The organism is Frigoribacterium sp. 2355 (genome assembly GCF_054060695.1).
The window spans coordinates 513,779-530,920 of the sequence record NZ_JBSSDL010000001.1 but is presented as its reverse complement, the minus strand read 5'-3'; the positions used below and the strand labels follow the sequence as shown (position 1 = coordinate 530,920).

Below are 17,142 nucleotides of genomic sequence, written 5' to 3'. Positions count from 1 at the left end.
CAGTTCTTCGCGGGGATTACCGCGTGGGGTCACAAGTCTTCGAGTCCCCGGGTCGCACATCCCGTAGTGCACATCTAGCAGTGTTCGTCTGCCGATCTGGTCGGCGCGCACCGCACCTCCCAGGCCTCCTGCTCATCCCGGGCAGCTGCTCGTTCAGGGCAGAGCCGGCACAGGGTCGCCCCCTCGGGGCGAACCCGTTCAGTGCAGGTGAGAGGCCACGAGGTGTGACCAGCTCTGCCCCGCCGATCAACGCGGGGGAGCGAAAGGAACCCATCACTCGTGACTGACGTCCAGAACGGCGCCGCTGCGCCGTCCACGCCCGAACTCACCGCCATGCGCCTGCCCCAGCTGCAGGCCCTCGCCTCGTCGCTGGGCATCAGCGGCATCTCCAAGCTGCGCAAGGGCGACCTCGTGGCCGCCATCGCGGCGAAGCAGGGCGAGGGGGCGGCCACCGAGGTCGCGCCCCAGCCGACGCTCGACGGAGTCGTCGACGCCGGTGTCCAGGCCTCCGTCGAGACCGCCGTCGCCGAAGGCGCCGAGGCCCCCGTCGTCGAGACGGGCACCGAGCCCACCGAGGCACCGACCCGCGCCCGCCGGGGCTCGCGCCGCGCCACGTCGGCTGCCGGGGCTCCCGAGTCCCGCGCCGCCGGTGCCCACGTCAACGCCGGCGAGACCGGTGTCACTCCTCTCGTCGAGGTGCCCGCCACCGAGGCCGTGGCCGTCGAGGCCGCCGACGCCGAGCAGGGTTCGACCGAGCAGGCTCCGACCGAGAAGGCCGCCTCCGAGCGCCCGTCGCGTCGTCGCGGCTCGCGCCGCGCCTCCGACGCGTCCGTCGCCGCCGACGCGGCGCAGCCCGGTGCGTCGGTCGAGTCCCCGGCCGCCGACGGCTCGGCTTCCCTCGAGACCTCCCCGTCCGCGCCCTCCGACGAGGCCGGTTCCGAAGCGCAGGGCCAGTCCGACCAGGGCCAGTCCGACCAGCAAGGCCAGTCCGACCAGCAGGGCCAGTCCGACCAGCAGGGCGGCGACCAGCAGAACGGTGGACAGCAGGGTGGGGGCCGCCGGAGCCGCAACCGCAACCGCGGCAAGGGCGGTCAGCAGCAGACCCAGGCCGACCAGAACGGTGGCCAGCAGAACGGCAACCAGCAGAACGGTGGCCAGAAAGCCGACGCTCCGCAGAACGGTGGCCAGAAGGCCGATGCCCCCCAGAACGGCCAGCAGCGCGGCGACCAGCAGCGCGCGGACCAGAGGGCCGAGCAGCAGGCCCAGCGCGAAGCCGGCGAGAAGAACGACGCCGCCCGCGGCGAGCAGTCCGGCAACGGCCCCCAGTCCGGCGGTCAGAACGACGAGGGCGGCCGACAGGGCCGTGGCCGTCAGAGGGACCGCAAGCGCGGTCGTGGGGCGCAGAACGACGACGTCGAGCCCGAGATCGGCGAGGACGACGTCCTCATCCCCGTCGCGGGCATCCTCGACGTGCTCGAGAACTACGCCTTCGTGCGCACCACGGGCTACCTGCCCGGTGCCAGCGACGTCTACGTCTCGCTCGGTCAGGTCAAGAAGTACCACCTGCGCAAGGGCGACGCGGTCGTCGGCGCCATCCGTCAGCCCCGCGAGGGCGACCAGGGCCAGGGGCGCCAGAAGTACAACGCGATCGTCAGAATCGACTCGATCAACGGTCAGCCCGTCGACGAGGCCGCCAAGCGCGTCGAGTTCAGCAAGCTGACCCCGCTCTACCCGCAGGAGCGCCTCCGTCTCGAGACCGAGCCCCAGAAGCTCTCGACCCGCATCATCGACCTCGTGTCGCCGATCGGCAAGGGGCAGCGTGGTCTGATCGTCTCGCCGCCGAAGGCGGGCAAGACGCTCGTGCTGCAGTCGATCGCCAACGCCATCGCGATCAACAACCCCGAGGTCCACCTCATGGTCGTGCTCGTCGACGAGCGCCCCGAAGAGGTCACCGACATGCAGCGGACGGTCAAGGGCGAGGTCATCGCCTCGACGTTCGACCGTCCGGCGGAGGACCACACCACCGTCGCCGAGCTGGCCATCGAGCGCGCCAAGCGCCTCGTCGAGCTGGGCCACGACGTCGTCGTGCTGCTCGACTCGATCACGCGTCTCGGCCGTGCGTACAACCTGGCCGCACCCGCGTCGGGCCGCATCCTCTCGGGTGGCGTCGACTCGTCGGCCCTGTACCCGCCCAAGCGCTTCTTCGGTGCCGCGCGCAACATCGAGAACGGTGGCTCGCTCACCATCCTCGCGACCGCACTCGTCGAGACCGGTTCGAAGATGGACGAGGTCATCTTCGAGGAGTTCAAGGGCACCGGCAACATGGAGCTCCGCCTGTCGCGCCACCTGGCCGACAAGCGCATCTTCCCCGCGGTCGACGTCAACGCCTCGGGCACGCGACGTGAAGAGATGCTGCTCAGCCCCGACGAGGTCAAGATCACCTGGCGTCTGCGCCGCGCCCTGGCCGGGCTCGACCAGCAGCAGGCCCTCGAGATCGTCCTGCGCAACCTGCGCGAGACGCAGTCGAACGTCGAGTTCCTCGTCCAGGTCCAGAAGTCGGTCCCCGCGTCGAACGGACACGACTCCGGCCACAAGGAGCACTGAGCGTGTTCGAGTCGGTGGCCGTGCTGCTGGCCGAGCACGACGACCTGCAGACTCAGCTCAGCGATCCGGCGGTCCACGCCGACGCCGCACGCGCCAAGAAGATCAACCGCCGCTACGCCGAGCTCAGCCGCATCGTGGCTGCCCACTCGGCGTGGCAGCAGGCGGCTGAAGACCTCGAGGCCGCGCGCGAACTCGCGAAGGAAGACGAGGCGTTCGCCGACGAGGTGCCCGCCCTCGAGCAGGCGCTCGACGAGTCCCAGGAGCGCTTGCGGCGCCTCCTGATCCCGCGCGACCCGGACGACGGGCGCGACGTCATCATGGAGATCAAGGGCGGTGAGGGCGGGGCCGAGAGCGCCCTGTTCGCGGCCGACCTGCTGCGCATGTACCTGCACTACGCCGAGTCGAAGGGCTGGAAGTCCGAGATGATCGCGAGCGACGACTCCGACCTCGGTGGCTACAAGAACGTGCAGGTCGCGCTCAAGTCGAACGCGTCCGACCCCTCGCAGGGCGTCTGGGCGCACCTCAAGTACGAGGGTGGCGTCCACCGCGTGCAGCGGGTGCCGGCGACCGAGTCGCAGGGCCGAATCCACACCTCGACCACGGGCGTGCTCGTGTTCCCCGAGGTCGACGAGCCCGAAGAGGTCGACATCAACCAGAACGACCTCAAGATCGACGTCTACCGGTCGAGCGGCCCCGGCGGCCAGTCGGTCAACACGACCGACTCCGCCGTCCGCATCACCCACCTGCCCACGGGCATCGTGGTCGCGATGCAGAACGAGAAGAGCCAGCTGCAGAACCGCGAGGCGGGCATGCGCGTCCTGCGGGCCCGCATCCTCGCCCGTCAGCAAGAAGAGCAGGCGGCCATCGCGTCGGACGCCCGCAAGAGCCAGATCCGGGGCATGGACCGGTCGGAACGCATCCGCACCTACAACTTCCCCGAGAACCGCATCGCCGACCACCGCACCGGTTACAAGGCGTACAACCTCGACGCCGTCATGGACGGTGCGCTCGACGCGGTCGTCGAGTCGTGCATCCAGGCCGACGAAGAGGCACGTCTCGCCGAGATCGGCGACACCGCGTCGTGACCGATGCGATCGCCGCGGCCTTCGACGGCGTGACGACGGTCGACGTGGCCCTCCGGGTCGCGTCGACCGTCCTCGTCGACGCCGGGGTGCCGTCGCCCGACGTCGACGCCGAACTCCTGCTCGGTCATGTCACGGGCCTGACCAGGGGAGCCGTACGGGCGAGGGCCGTCACGGCCGCGTCGATGACGCCGGACGAGCAGGAGGCGCTGGTCGCCGCGATCACGCGCCGCGCCTCCCGCGAGCCCCTGCAGCACATCACGGGGCGGGCGTCGTTCCGCCACCTCGAGTTGCGCGTGGGGCCGGGTGTCTTCGTCCCGCGACCCGAGACCGAAGGCGTTGCCCAGTTGGCGATCGACGCCCTGCGCTCCATGGCGGACGCGTCACCCGTCGCCGTCGACCTCGGGACCGGGAGCGGCGCCCTGGCGCTGGCGATGGCCTCCGAGGTGCCGACGGCCACGGTCGTCGCCGTCGAGCTGTCTCCCGAGGCGGCCGTCTGGACCCGTCGCAACATCGACGCGGTGGGGGTCGACAACGTGCGCCTCGTCGAGGGCGACCTCGCCGACGCCCTGCCCGAACTCGACGGCACGGTCTCGGTCGTGGTGTCGAACCCGCCGTACGTGCCCGTCGGCATGGTCCCGCGCGACCCCGAGGTGAGACTCCACGATCCTGCGCTCGCCCTCTACGGCGGTGAGGACGGCCTCGACCTCGTCCGCGCACTGTCCCTCACGGCCCGACGGCTGCTGCGCCCGGGCGGAGCGCTCGTCATCGAGCACGGCGAGCTCCAAGGAGGCGCCATCCGCGACCTCCTGACGGCCGACGGTTGGCGCTCCCCGGCCACGCATCCCGACCTCACCGGCCGCGACCGGGCCACGACGGCGGTGCGCTGACCGGGTTCTCCCGGTCCGTCGCACTATCATCGTCAGGTCATGGCCACTTTTCACGACTGCTCCGTCGACTCCGAACTCCTCGCCGGCATGCGCATGGCGCGCGGTGCCATCGGTCGAGGCGAGCTCGTCGTCCTGCCGACCGACACGGTGTACGGCGTCGCGGCCGACGCGTTCGACCCGACCGCCGTCCAGCGCCTGCTCGACGCCAAGGGTCGTGGTCGCCAGTCCCCGCCTCCGGTGCTGATCAAGGGTCAAGAGACCCTCGCCGCTCTCACCGACCGGGTGCCCGAGGTCGTCCGCCCGTTGCTCGACGAGTTCTGGCCCGGCCCGCTCACGGTCATCTTCCGTGCGCAGGCGTCGCTCAGCTGGGATCTCGGCGAGACGCGCGGCACCGTCGCCCTGCGCGTGCCGAGCCACCGCATCGCCCTCGAGCTGCTCGAAGAGACCGGCCCGCTCGCGGTGTCGAGCGCCAACCTCACGGGCCAGCCCGCGGCCGAGACGGCAGGCGACGCCCGCCGCATGCTCGGCGACTCCGTGTCGGTGTACCTCGACGCCGGCCCCGCGGGTGCCACGTACGAACACCGGGCCGGCGCCAACACGGGGTCGACGATCGTCGACGCGACGGGCGGTGCCGACGGGGTGTTGCGCATCGTGCGCCACGGCGTCCTGTCCGACGCCGAGATCATCCGCGTCGTCGGGGTCGACGCCCTCGCGTGAGGTACTACCTCCTCGCGCTGGCGATCTCGGCGGGGGTCAGCTTCGTGTTGTCCGTCGTCGTCTGGCGGGTGGGCCTCAAGTACCGCCTCTATCCCAAGATCCGCGAGCGGGACGTCCACCAGACGCCCACGCCGCGTCTCGGCGGAATCGCGATGTGGGCCGGCATCGTGGTCGCGCTGCTCGCGGCCTGGTTCGTCTTCCCCTTGATCTCGGGTGTCGACTACTTCCGTCTCGTCTTCGCCGACGCGGGGCCGCCTCTGGCCATCATCGGCGCCGCCACGATCATCGTCGTCATCGGAGTCGTCGACGACCTGTACGACCTCGACTGGATGACCAAGCTGGCAGGCCAGATCGTCGCCGCGGGAGTCCTCGCGTGGCAGGGCGTCCAGCTCGTCTCGTTGCCCATCGGGGGCAGCCTGGCCATCGGCTCGCCGTACATGTCGCTCGTCCTCACGGTCCTCACGATCGTCCTCGTCATGAACGCCGTGAACTTCATCGACGGACTCGACGGCCTCGTGGCCGGGGTCGCGATCATCGCGAACGGCGTCTTCTTCGTCTACAGCTTCGTGATCTCGATCACCATCGGCCAGACCGAGTACTTCAACCTCGCCGCCCTCCTCTCCGCCGTGTTGATCGGGGCCTGCCTCGGCTTCCTTCCGCTGAACTGGCACCCGGCGAAGCTCTTCATGGGCGACGCGGGTGCGCTCCTCACCGGACTCGTCATGGCGACGAGTGCGATCTCGGTCACCGGGCAGATCGACCCGGCCGGGATCTCCCGGACGGCACTCCTGCCGGCGTTCATCCCGATCGTCCTGCCCTTCGCGATCCTCGTCGTGCCGTTGCTCGACTTCGGCCTGGCCGTCCTCCGCCGACTCAGTGCCGGGAAGTCCCCCTTCACCGCCGACCGCAAGCACCTGCACCACCGCCTGCTCGACATGGGGCACTCGCACTTCCAGGCCGTCCTGATCTTCTACGCCTGGACGATCGTGGCGGCCGTCGGGGGCCTGATGTTCCTCTTCGTGAAGCCGACCTACCTGGTCGCCGTCTTCCTCGGCGTCGGCCTGGTCGCTTGCACCGCCGCCACGTTGTCTCCGCTCAGCCGTCGCAAGAAGGTCGAGATCGCCGTCCAGACGACCCGCACGGGTGACCTGTCGACGACGGAGTCCGACCGGTTCGACCCGCTCGACGCCGCCGCGGACGTCCTCGACCCGCACGACACCGACACCGCGGCCAAGGCCGAGGTGCCCGAACTGACGAACCCGAAGGACCACCCATGAACGCCAGCTCGATCTTCACCCAGATCCTCAAGTACACGGGTGCACTCGCCCTCGTCATCGCCGTGGTCGGAGGAGGGCTCGGCTACCTCTTCGCCGGCACCGACGGGCTATGGAGTGCGCTCGTGGGGGTGGGGCTCGCGATCCTCTTCGCGGCGATCACGGCCGCGAGCATGCTGGTGGCGATCCGCTTCACCCTCGGTGCGTTCTTCGGCATCGTGATGGGTGCCTGGCTCCTCAAGCTGGTCATCTTCATCGTGTTGCTCGTCGTGCTGCGCGACCAACCGTTCGTGGACGACGTCGTGCTGTTCCTGGCCCTCGTGGTCTCGATCATCGGCACGCTGGCGGTCGACGCCCTCGTGGTCGTCCGGGGGCGCCTGTCGTACGTGAGCGATGCCACGCTTCCCCCCGCCCCGCAGGACTGACGACCATGCGTGCAGACGGTGAAAATACCTCGACCGATTCGTGGAAGCAACCATTACCTTGATAGGGTTGACGACGTTCCCCGGCCGCGTCTCCAGCGTGCACGGATGACAAACCCCACCAATCGTCGCGACACTTCAGGGTGCTCGCCCCGACACAGGAGATAGCGCTGATAGCGAACGCTGTGAACCTGCTCTCCGCTGCCGAAGCCGGCCACGGGGACGGGGGATTCCATGCCCCGACTCTTGACGAGTTCTTCCCTCCCGCCATCTTCTTCGAGGGCACCCCCTTCGAGCTGAACCGCATCATGCTGGTCCGCCTCTTCGCGATCGCCGTCATGTTGCTGCTGTTCTGGCTGGCCCTGCGCAAGGGGCGGCTCATCCCGTCCCGCGGGCAGAGCATCGCCGAGCTGGGCCTCGACTTCGTCCGCATCCAGATCGTCGAGGAGATCCTCGGCGAGAAGCTCGGACGCAAATACCTGCCGTTGCTGGCCGCCATGTTCTTCGGCATCTTCGCCATGAACATCACGGGCATCATCCCCGGCCTCAACATCGCAGGCACGTCGGTCATCGCCATGCCCCTGCTGCTGGCGGTCGTGGCCTACATCATGTTCATCTACGCGGGCTTCCGCGAGGCCGGTGGCGCGACGTTCCTGCGCAACGCCCTCTTCCCGCCCGGTGTGCCGTGGGTCATGTACATCCTGCTGACGCCCATCGAGTTCATCAACATCTTCATCGTGCGGCCGATCTCCCTGGCCCTCCGACTCCTGTTGAACATGATGGTCGGCCACCTCTTGCTGGTGCTCTGCTTCGCGGCGACGCACTTCTTCTTCTTCAGCATGAGCGGGGGCTTCATGGCCTTCGGCGCTCTCACCCTCATCGGTGGCTTCGTGATGACCATCGTCGAGATGGCCGTCGCCGTGCTGCAGGCCTACGTCTTCACGCTCCTCGCCTCGGTCTACATCCAACAGGCCGCGGCGAAAGAACACTAAATACAGACGACGCACGTCATCCGACGTGCATCGCCCAACCGGAAGGAAACACAAGTGGACACCACCACGATCCTCGCTGAGATCAACGGCAACATCGCGACCGTCGGCTACGGCCTCGCTGCGATCGGCCCCGGCATCGGTATCGGCATCGTCGCGGGCAAGACCGTCGAGGCCATGGCCCGCCAGCCCGAGCTGGCCGGCCGCCTGCAGGTCACGATGTTCCTCGGCATCGCGTTCACCGAGCTGCTGGGCTTCATCGGCCTCGCCGCCGGCTTCATCTTCTCCTGATCAGTTAGGACGACACACCGATGATCGAGACGATCCTCGCGGCCGAGGGTGGTGCGCCCGAAGGCGCCGCCATCTTCTTCCCCGCTGGTTACGACATCCTCTGGTCCTTGGTCGTCTTCGTGGTCATCGCCGCGTTCTTCGGGCTCTTCGCGATCCCCAAGTTCCGCAGGATCCTCGACGAGCGCGCCGAGCGCATCGAAGGCGGCATCAAGCACGCCGAGGCCGCACAGGCCGAGGCTGCCAAGGCCCTCGACGAATACAAGAAGCAGCTGGCCGACGCTCGTGCCGAGGCCGCTCGCATCCGTGAGGCTGCGCGCGCCGAGGGCAACGAGATCATCGCCGAGCTCAAGCAGCAGGCGCAGGCCGAGGCCGACCGCATCACCGCCTCCGCCCACGCGCAGATCGAGGCCGAGCGCCAGGCCGCCGTGGCCTCGCTCCGGTCCGAAGTCGGATCGCTGGCCATCGACCTCGCCTCCGGCGTCATCGGTGAGTCGCTGAGCGACGACGCGAAGGCGTCGGCCGTGGTCGACCGCTTCCTGGCCGACCTCGAGGCGGACGAGAACGCTAAGGCGGGCAACTGACGATGGGTTCCATGTCCCGAGAAGCACTCGGTTCGGCGCGGTCGGTCTTGTCCGACCTCGGCGGGTCGGTCGACCTGACGACCGGCGAGCAATTGCTCGACGCCGGTCGGGTCATCGGCGGCTCCGTTCAGCTGCAGTCGTATCTCGCCGACCCCGCTGTCGACGTGGCGACGAAGAAGCAGCTGCTCGACCGGCTCTTCGGGTCGTTCTCCGAGTCGACGCGAGCCGTGCTCGTCTCGGTCGTCGGCAGCCGCTGGTCGTCGTCCGACGATCTGCTCGCCGGCATCGAAGAGGTCGCCTTCCGTGCCATCTCGACGACCACGCCGGCCGACAGCAGCATCGAGAACGAGCTCTTCGCCTTCGATGCCGCCGTCCGCACGGATTCGCAGCTCGAATTGGCCCTCGGCTCCAAGCTGGGCGATCCCGCCGCCAAGGCGGATCTCGTCGAGCGTCTGCTCGGAGGGAAGGCCAGTCGTCAGACGGTCACCATCGTGATGCACCTGGTGCAGCAGCCCCGTGGCCGTCGGATCGGTGAGCTCCTCCGTCACGCGGCCGACATCGTCGCCGACCAGTCCGATCAGCTCGTCGCCACCGTCACGAGCGCCGTCCACCTCGACGACGCCCACGTCACTCGGCTGCAGCACGGTTTGGCCAGGCAGTTCGGGCGTAGCCTGCGCATCAACCAGGTCATCGATCCCGCCGTCGTCGGCGGCCTCCGCGTCCAGGTGGGCGACGAGATCATCGACGGCACCGTTGCGACGAAGCTCAGCCTGCTCCGCCTGCAGCTCGCCGGCTAGTCACGCTCTCACACACAGACTCGAGGCCTCCCGAAGCCTCGCTACGAATAGGAATCACAATGGCAGACATCAAGATCAGCCCGGATGAGATTCGCGACGCGCTGAAGGACTTCGTCTCGTCGTACGACCCTTCGAAGGCCTCCACCACCGAGGTCGGCCACGTCACGGACGCAGCCGACGGCATCGCCCACGTCCAGGGGCTCCCCGGCGTCATGGCCAACGAGCTCATCCGATTCGCGGACGGCACGCAGGGTCTCGCTCAGAACCTCGACGAAGACGAGATCGGCGCCATCGTCCTCGGCGAGTTCTCCGGCATCGAAGAGGGCATGGAGGTCACCCGCACGGGTGAGGTCCTGTCCGTCCCCGTCGGCGACGGCTACCTGGGTCGCGTCGTCGACCCGCTGGGCGCTCCCATCGACGGTCTCGGCGACATCGCCACCGAGGGGCGTCGTGCCCTCGAACTCCAGGCCCCCGGTGTCATGCAGCGCAAGTCGGTCCACGAGCCCATGCAGACCGGGATCAAGGCGATCGACGCCATGATCCCCGTGGGTCGTGGGCAGCGCCAGCTCATCATCGGCGACCGCCAGACCGGCAAGACGGCCATCGCGATCGACACGATCATCAACCAGAAGGCCAACTGGGAGTCTGGCGACGAGAACAAGCAGGTCCGCTGCATCTACGTCGCCATCGGCCAGAAGGGCTCCACGATCGCCTCGGTCAAGGGTGCCCTCGAAGAGGCCGGAGCCATGGAGTACACGACGATCGTCGCCGCTCCCGCCTCGGACCCCGCCGGCTTCAAGTACCTCGCTCCGTACACCGGGTCTGCCATCGGTCAGCACTGGATGTACAGCGGCAAGCACGTCCTCATCATCTTCGACGACCTGTCGAAGCAGGCCGAGGCCTACCGTGCCGTCTCGCTCCTCCTTCGTCGTCCGCCGGGACGCGAGGCCTACCCGGGTGACGTCTTCTACCTGCACTCGCGCCTGCTCGAGCGTTGCGCGAAGCTGTCCGACGAGCTGGGCGCCGGCTCGATGACGGGTCTGCCCATCATCGAGACCAAGGCCAACGACGTCTCGGCGTACATCCCGACCAACGTGATCTCCATCACCGACGGCCAGATCTTCCTGCAGTCCGACCTCTTCAACGCGAACCAGCGTCCCGCGGTCGACGTCGGCATCTCGGTGTCGCGCGTCGGCGGTGACGCCCAGGTCAAGTCGATCAAGAAGGTCTCCGGCACGCTCAAGCTCGAACTGGCCCAGTACCGCTCGCTCGAAGCGTTCGCGATGTTCGCGTCCGACCTCGACGCCGCGAGCCGTCGTCAGCTCGCACGTGGTGCACGTCTCACCGAGCTCCTCAAGCAGCCGCAGTACTCGCCCTACCCGGTCGAGGACCAGGTCGTCTCGATCTGGGCCGGCACCAACGGCAAGCTCGACGAGGTCCCCGTGCCCGACATCCTGCGTTTCGAGCGCGAGTTGCTCGACTACATGGGTCGGAACACGTCGGTGTTGTCCGATCTCAGGGAGAAGAACGTGCTGTCGGACGACATCGTCGCGGCTCTCGAGAGCGGCATCGACTCGTTCAAGCAAGAATTCCAGACCGGTGAGGGCAAGCCTCTCGCTTCGGTGGGACGTGAAGAGTTCGAGGCCACCGACGCCGACGACGTCAACCAGGAGAAGATCGTCAAGACGAAGCGCTGACGCGCCCGTTCGACGTTCACGACTGACGAGACAACAGGAGAGTAATGGGAGCCCAACTCCGGGTCTACCGGCAGAGGATCCGCTCTGCGCAGACGACCAAGAAGGTCACTCGCGCGATGGAGCTCATCTCGGCCTCACGCATCCAGAAGGCGCAGGCCCGGATGAAAGCCTCCGGGCCGTACTCGCGAGCCATCACCCGCGCGGTGTCGGCCGTGGCGACGTTCTCGGACGTCGACCACGTGCTGACCACCGAGCCCGAGACGGTCGAACGTGCCGCGATCGTCGTGTTCACGTCGGACCGCGGCCTCAACGGTGCGTTCAGCTCGAACACGCTGAAAGAGAGCGAGCAGCTCGCGCAGCTGCTGCGGAGCCAGGGCAAAGAGGTCGTCTACTACCTCGTGGGTCGCAAGGCCCAGGGGTACTTCGCCTTCCGTCGTCGTGACGCCGAGCAGGTGTGGACGGGCAACACGGACCAGCCCGAGTTCGTCACGGCGAAAGAGATCGGCGACGCCGTCGTCTCCAAGTTCCTCACCGAGGCGGCCGAGGGCGGCGTGGACGAGATCCACATCGTCTACAACCGTTTCGTGAACATGGTCAGCCAGGTTCCCGAGGTCGTCCGTCTGCTTCCCCTCGAGGTCGTCGAGGGCATCGAAGAGCCCGGAGAGGACGAGGTCCTGCCGCTGTACGACTTCGAACCCGATCCGACCGAGGTCCTCGACGCGCTGTTGCCGGTCTACATCGAGAGCCGCATCTTCAACGCCATGCTGCAGTCGGCCGCCTCCGAGCACGCCGCCCGTCAGAAGGCCATGAAGGCTGCCAGCGACAACGCCGACACCCTCATCCGCGACTTCACCCGTCTGGCCAACAACGCGCGTCAAGCCGAGATCACGCAGCAGATCTCCGAGATCGTGGGCGGCGCAGACGCCCTCGGGTCGGCCAAGTAGAGCTCTGCACCACAGCATCATCATCCGAAGAGAGAGAAGCCATGACTGACACCGCAACCGCACCGGTCGCGACCGAGTCGGCTCCCGGCGTCGGGCGCATCGCCCGGGTCACGGGCCCCGTCGTCGACATCGAGTTCCCGCACGATGCCATCCCCGGCGTCTACAACGCGCTGACCACGAAGATCACCATCGGTGACACGACCACGCAGATCACGCTCGAGGTCGCCCAGCACCTCGGTGACGACCTCGTCCGTGCCATCGCCCTCAAGCCCACCGACGGCATCGTCCGTGGGCAAGAGGTCATCGACACCGGCGCGCCCATCTCCGTGCCCGTCGGCGACGTCACCAAGGGCAAGGTCTTCAGCGTCACGGGCGAGATCCTCAACCTCGAGGGTGACGAGACGGTCGAGATCACCGAGCGCTGGCCCATCCACCGCAAGCCCCCGAAGTTCGACCAGCTCGAGTCCAAGACCCAGCTGTTCGAGACGGGCATCAAGTCCATCGACCTCCTCACGCCTTACGTGCAGGGCGGCAAGATCGGTCTCTTCGGTGGTGCGGGTGTCGGCAAGACCGTCCTCATCCAGGAGATGATCCAGCGTGTCGCGCAGGACCACGGTGGTGTGTCGGTCTTCGCCGGTGTTGGTGAGCGTACCCGCGAGGGCAACGACCTCATCGCCGAGATGGACGAAGCGGGCGTGTTCGACAAGACCGCGTTGGTCTTCGGCCAGATGGACGAGCCGCCGGGAACCCGTCTCCGCGTCGCGCTGTCGGCCCTCACGATGGCCGAGTACTTCCGCGACGTGCAGAAGCAGGACGTGCTCCTCTTCATCGACAACATCTTCCGCTTCACGCAGGCCGGTTCCGAGGTCTCGACCCTTCTGGGTCGCATGCCCTCGGCCGTGGGTTACCAGCCCAACCTGGCCGACGAGATGGGTGTCCTCCAAGAGCGCATCACCTCGACGCGCGGTCACTCGATCACCTCGCTGCAGGCGATCTACGTGCCTGCCGACGACTACACCGACCCGGCTCCCGCGACGACGTTCGCGCACCTCGACGCGACCACCGAGTTGTCGCGTGAGATCGCGTCGCAGGGTCTCTACCCCGCGATCGACCCGCTGACGTCGACCAGCCGCATCCTCGACCCGCGTTACCTGGGCCAGGCGCACTACGACACGGCGATCCGGGTCAAGGCCATCCTGCAGAAGAACAAGGAGCTGCAAGAGATCATCGCCATCCTCGGTGTCGACGAGCTCTCCGAAGAGGACAAGATCACGGTGTCGCGTGCGCGCCGCATCCAGCAGTTCCTTTCGCAGAACACCTACATGGCCAAGAAGTTCACTGGTGTCGAGGGCTCGACCGTCCCTCTGAAGGACACCATCGAGTCCTTCACAGCGATCGCCGACGGCGAATTCGACCACGTGGCCACGCAGGCATTCTTCAACGTCGGCTCCATCTCGGACGTCGAAGAGAAGTGGGCTCAGATCCAGAAGGAGAACGGCTGATCGTGGCTGCTCTCACTGTCAGCGTCGTCTCGGCCGACCACGAAGTGTGGTCGGGCGAGGCGTCGTCGATCGTCGCTCGCACCGCCGAGGGTGAGATCGGAATCCTTCCCGGTCACGAGCCGATCCTCGCCATCTTGGCCTCGGGTCAGGTCAGGGTCCGGTTGTCCGACGGCACCACCGTCGAGGCGACTGCCGACGACGGTTTCCTGTCCGTCGAGAACGACACCGTGACGGTCGTCGCGCGCAACGCGCAGCTCAACTGAGCTCCGCCCGTCTGCACCACCGAACGACATGCTGTTCCTGCTGCCCCCGTCCGAGACCAAACTCGACGGGGGCAGCGTCGGTTCGCGGCTCGATGTGACGGCACTGTCGTTCGACGAGCTCGACGGCCCTCGCCGCGCCTCCTTGGCCTTGCTCGACGAGATGTCGGCCGACGTCGCGGCGGCCGCCGCCGCCCTCAAACTCGGTCCCACGCAGGCTCACGAGGTCGAGCGCAACCGGCTCGTGACCGTGTCGCCCACGATGCCCGCTCTGTCGCGCTACACGGGGGTCCTCTTCGACCCTCTCGGTGTGGCAGGCATGAGTGCCGATGCGTGGACGTGGGCTCACCGGCACGTACTCGTGCATTCGGCCTTGTTCGGCTTGCTCCGGGCTGGTGACGAGATCCCCGCCTACCGGCTCTCGCACGACTCGAGGATTCCCCGGACGTCGTTGAAGAAACTCTGGCGAGGGCCGGTGTCCGCGGTCCTGGCAGGCGTCGGCGAACTCGTCGTCGACCTGCGATCCGAGGGATACGTCGGTCTGGGGCCGGCGGGGACGAGGTCGACGTACGTCCGTGTCGTCTCGGATGCGGGCGACCGACGCCGAGCCCTCAACCACTTCAACAAGAAGAGCAAGGGGTTGTTCGTTCGCGCCCTCCTGGCCGATCGTCCGGACCTGGCCGACATCGGCGACCTGACGGAGTGGGCCCGCGGTCGAGGCTTCGTGCTCGAACCCGGAGACGAGAGCGTGCTCGTGGCGGAGTCGGTCCTGCAGGCGTCCGTCTGAACGCCGGGCGGGCGGCGACGCTTCGGATCTGTCTCAGTCCAGGGGCACGGGACCCTCTCGGAACGCGATGCCCTCGTGGCGGAGGAGCCACTTCTTCGTCTCGACCCCTGTGCCCACGGTGTAGCCGGTGACGCCGCCCGTCCGGCCCAGGACGCGGTGGCACGGGACGAGCAGGGGGAGCGGATTCGCCGCCACCGCTCCACCGACGGCTCGCCCGGCCCGAGGATTGCCGAAGGTCCCGCCGAGTCGTCCATAGGTCGTGGCCCGTCCCCACTCGACCTCGAGCAGCGCGGACCAGACCGAGCGCTGGAAGCTCGAACCGACCAGGCGGAGCGGAAGATCGAAGCGCGTGCGCACTCCTTCGAAGTAGCCGTCGACCTGACGTCGGGCTGCATCGAGCAGGTTGTCGGGCCGCTCGGGTTGACCGTCGTGAGGCAGGACGCCCTCACGCTCGATCGCGAGGCCCTCGACGGCGAAGTGCCGACTGACGATCTCGATGCGTCCCACGGGGGAGTCGAGTCGGACGAGCCCCGGCGGTTCGTCGTCGTCGGCACGGCCGGGTGGCAGCGGGGGTACGAGGACGAGGTCGGTCATGGCGTCACGTTAGGGCGGCCGCCCGGTCGGGACGCCGGAGAACGGGCCGGGTGTGAACAGACGGCTGCCGCACCCGGCGTGGGGAGGAGACGTGCGGTGGTGCAGCCTGGGCGCGGGTGTGGACGCGGCACCCGAACGGACCGGTCACCGGGCGCTAGCGTGGAGGTCGTGGTCGTCGAACCGCGCCAGAGCCCCCGGTGAGAGGAACGAGATGCCCACCGAACAGTCACCAGGATCGTGGCACCGAGTCGGCTCGATCGACGACACGGTCGTCGGTCGCCCGGCCCGCCCCTCGGGCGTCGACGAGACGGATGCGGACGACACGGTCCTCCGGGTCTCCCCGCCGGCACGGCCGCCGACGAGCGGGGAGTCGAACCCGTCGGGCCGACCCGCCCCGCGCCTCCACGGGGTGAGGGTCGCCGGGCAGGACCTGTCGCTCGACGTGCCCGTCATCGTGGGGCGTCGCCCGACCGGGCCGCGCGTGGGCTCTGGACCCCTGCCACGGTTGGTGACCGTGCCGTCTCCGCGACACGAGGTATCGGGGGCGCACGTCGACGTGCGCCAGCACGGGGGCACCGTCGTCGTCACCGACCTGCGTTCGACGAACGGGACCCGGGTGATCGAGCCCGGACGCGTTCCCGTCGTTCTCCGGCAAGGCGAGTCGCTCGTCGCCCGTGCAGGCACGATAGTGGACGTAGGTGACGGGAACCTTCTCGAGATCCTGCCTCCCCAGCGCATCATCCCGACGAAAGAACCCCTCCTGTGACAGAGCTCGGCCGCCCCACGACCGCCCACGCCCTCGGCCTCGACGGCCCGGGGCTCACCTTCGACTGGGCGGGGGTGACCGACGTGGGTCGTCGCCGAGCGCACAACGAGGACAGCTACCTCGCAGAGGCGCCGCTGTTCGTCGTGGCCGACGGCATGGGAGGGCACAGCGCGGGCGACGTGGCGAGCGACGCGGTCGTGCGCCGCATGAGCGAGATCGCGTCACGCCCGTTCGCCACCACGGACGACGTCGAGACGGCCCTCCGCGTGGCCACGGAGGACATCGCGGTGGCGGCGGCCGACACCGAGCTCGGGGTCGGCACGACGGCCACCGGGGCGTTCCTCTCACGAGAGGGAGAAGGCGCCGAGGTCGACTTCACGGTCTTCAACGTGGGCGACTCCCGCGTGTACATGTTCGAAGACGGCCGTCTCCGCCAGGTGACCGTCGACCATTCCGTCGTTCAGGAGATGGTCGACGCGGGGCTCCTGCACGCGGACGACGCCGAGAAGCACCCCGACAGCAACGTGATCACCCGGGCGGTCGGGTTCGACGTCGACCCGCGTCCGGATTACTGGAGGGTGCCCGCCCGACCCGGCCTGCGCCTCCTCGTCTGCTCAGACGGCCTGACCAAAGAACTGTCCGCCGGGCGGATCGCCGAGCTCCTCGGCGGCGTCGACGGTGCCGAGCCGGCGGCGACGGCCCTCGTCGAGGCCGCCGTCGAGGCGGGTGGACGCGACAACGTCACGGCCGTCGTCGTGGACGTCCGGAGCGCCGAGACGACGGACGCCGAGTAGGCGCGACACGCGGACACGGACGGCCCCGCCCCCGAAATGGGGGGACCGGGTCCGTCCACAGGGGGGCCCACGGGCCTCTCGGGCGTCGGGGACCCCCACGTAGAATGACTGCGGTCGGACCGACGCCGACCTGTTCCGCCCAGCCGACCCG

General features: G+C 68.4%; 18 protein-coding genes. 17 read left to right on the top strand and 1 reads right to left on the bottom strand.

Going from position 1 to position 17,142, the window contains the following annotated elements:
• The first annotated feature begins 333 nt into the window (after positions 1 to 333).
• The 15 genes from rho to ACVJ1F_RS02405 all read left to right on the top strand — a co-directional run bounded on the left by rho (position 334) and on the right by ACVJ1F_RS02405 (position 14,837).
• A complete protein-coding gene (gene rho / locus ACVJ1F_RS02475; protein ID WP_456884549.1) occupies positions 334 to 2,604 on the top strand; it encodes a transcription termination factor Rho in 2,271 nt (756 codons plus the stop codon).
• Positions 2,605 to 2,606: 2 nt separating this feature from the next.
• Positions 2,607 to 3,689 carry a peptide chain release factor 1 gene (gene prfA / locus ACVJ1F_RS02470; RefSeq protein ID WP_159825242.1) on the top strand — a complete coding sequence of 361 codons (1,083 nt, stop codon included), beginning with the start codon at positions 2,607 to 2,609 and terminating at the stop codon, positions 3,687 to 3,689.
• The gene (gene prmC, locus ACVJ1F_RS02465; protein WP_456884449.1) at positions 3,686 to 4,576 is read left to right on the top strand and encodes a peptide chain release factor N(5)-glutamine methyltransferase; all 891 of its coding nucleotides are present in this window, start codon (positions 3,686 to 3,688) and stop codon (positions 4,574 to 4,576) included. Before prfA ends, prmC begins: the two co-directional genes overlap by 4 nt.
• 39 nt (positions 4,577 to 4,615) lie before the next feature.
• Entirely contained in the window at positions 4,616 to 5,293 is a 678-nt protein-coding gene (locus ACVJ1F_RS02460) for an L-threonylcarbamoyladenylate synthase (RefSeq protein WP_456884447.1), read from the top strand.
• A complete protein-coding gene (locus tag ACVJ1F_RS02455; protein WP_056045903.1) occupies positions 5,290 to 6,570 on the top strand; it encodes an MraY family glycosyltransferase in 1,281 nt (426 codons plus the stop codon). The genes ACVJ1F_RS02460 and ACVJ1F_RS02455 overlap by 4 nt, the downstream gene beginning before the upstream one ends.
• Complete coding sequence (locus tag ACVJ1F_RS02450) at positions 6,567 to 6,992, top strand: hypothetical protein (protein ID WP_056045901.1); 426 nt, start codon at positions 6,567 to 6,569, stop codon at positions 6,990 to 6,992. The genes ACVJ1F_RS02455 and ACVJ1F_RS02450 overlap by 4 nt, the downstream gene beginning before the upstream one ends.
• Positions 6,993 to 7,174: 182 nt before the next feature.
• Positions 7,175 to 7,981, top strand: coding sequence for a F0F1 ATP synthase subunit A (gene atpB, locus ACVJ1F_RS02445; RefSeq protein WP_043594504.1), 807 nt, complete (start codon positions 7,175 to 7,177; stop codon positions 7,979 to 7,981).
• Between the two features lie 54 nt (positions 7,982 to 8,035).
• Entirely contained in the window at positions 8,036 to 8,269 is a 234-nt protein-coding gene (gene atpE, locus ACVJ1F_RS02440; protein ID WP_043594505.1) for an ATP synthase F0 subunit C, read from the top strand.
• Between the two features lie 20 nt (positions 8,270 to 8,289).
• A complete protein-coding gene (locus tag ACVJ1F_RS02435; RefSeq protein ID WP_056045898.1) occupies positions 8,290 to 8,850 on the top strand; it encodes a F0F1 ATP synthase subunit B in 561 nt (186 codons plus the stop codon).
• A 2-nt stretch (positions 8,851 to 8,852) separates the two neighbouring features.
• Positions 8,853 to 9,647, top strand: coding sequence for a F0F1 ATP synthase subunit delta (locus ACVJ1F_RS02430; protein ID WP_456884445.1), 795 nt, complete (start codon positions 8,853 to 8,855; stop codon positions 9,645 to 9,647).
• A gap of 59 nt (positions 9,648 to 9,706) precedes the next feature.
• Positions 9,707 to 11,344, top strand: a complete 1,638-nt coding sequence (gene atpA / locus ACVJ1F_RS02425) for a F0F1 ATP synthase subunit alpha (protein ID WP_056045891.1) — start codon at positions 9,707 to 9,709, stop codon at positions 11,342 to 11,344.
• A 44-nt stretch (positions 11,345 to 11,388) separates the two neighbouring features.
• Positions 11,389 to 12,288 carry a F0F1 ATP synthase subunit gamma gene (locus ACVJ1F_RS02420; RefSeq protein WP_056045889.1) on the top strand — a complete coding sequence of 300 codons (900 nt, stop codon included), beginning with the start codon at positions 11,389 to 11,391 and terminating at the stop codon, positions 12,286 to 12,288.
• 41 nt (positions 12,289 to 12,329) lie between these two features.
• A complete protein-coding gene (gene atpD, locus ACVJ1F_RS02415) occupies positions 12,330 to 13,790 on the top strand; it encodes a F0F1 ATP synthase subunit beta (protein WP_043594513.1) in 1,461 nt (486 codons plus the stop codon).
• 2 nt (positions 13,791 to 13,792) lie between these two features.
• Positions 13,793 to 14,053, top strand: a complete 261-nt coding sequence (locus tag ACVJ1F_RS02410; RefSeq protein ID WP_043594515.1) for a F0F1 ATP synthase subunit epsilon — start codon at positions 13,793 to 13,795, stop codon at positions 14,051 to 14,053.
• Positions 14,054 to 14,081: 28 nt separating this feature from the next.
• On the top strand, positions 14,082 to 14,837 hold the full coding sequence (locus tag ACVJ1F_RS02405) for a YaaA family protein (RefSeq protein ID WP_456884442.1): 756 nt from the start codon (positions 14,082 to 14,084) through the stop codon (positions 14,835 to 14,837).
• A 33-nt stretch (positions 14,838 to 14,870) separates the two neighbouring features.
• On the opposite strand, the gene ACVJ1F_RS02400 is transcribed toward ACVJ1F_RS02405, so the two are convergent.
• Entirely contained in the window at positions 14,871 to 15,431 is a 561-nt protein-coding gene (locus ACVJ1F_RS02400; RefSeq protein ID WP_082460259.1) for a methylated-DNA--[protein]-cysteine S-methyltransferase, read from the bottom strand.
• Positions 15,432 to 15,642: 211 nt separating this feature from the next.
• Here ACVJ1F_RS02400 and ACVJ1F_RS02395 point away from each other — a divergent pair, with 211 nt between their 5' ends.
• Positions 15,643 to 16,197, top strand: coding sequence for an FHA domain-containing protein (locus ACVJ1F_RS02395; RefSeq protein WP_456884440.1), 555 nt, complete (start codon positions 15,643 to 15,645; stop codon positions 16,195 to 16,197).
• On the top strand, positions 16,194 to 16,991 hold the full coding sequence (locus tag ACVJ1F_RS02390) for a PP2C family protein-serine/threonine phosphatase (RefSeq protein ID WP_123570230.1): 798 nt from the start codon (positions 16,194 to 16,196) through the stop codon (positions 16,989 to 16,991). Before ACVJ1F_RS02395 ends, ACVJ1F_RS02390 begins: the two co-directional genes overlap by 4 nt.
• The last annotated feature ends 151 nt before the right edge of the window (positions 16,992 to 17,142 follow it).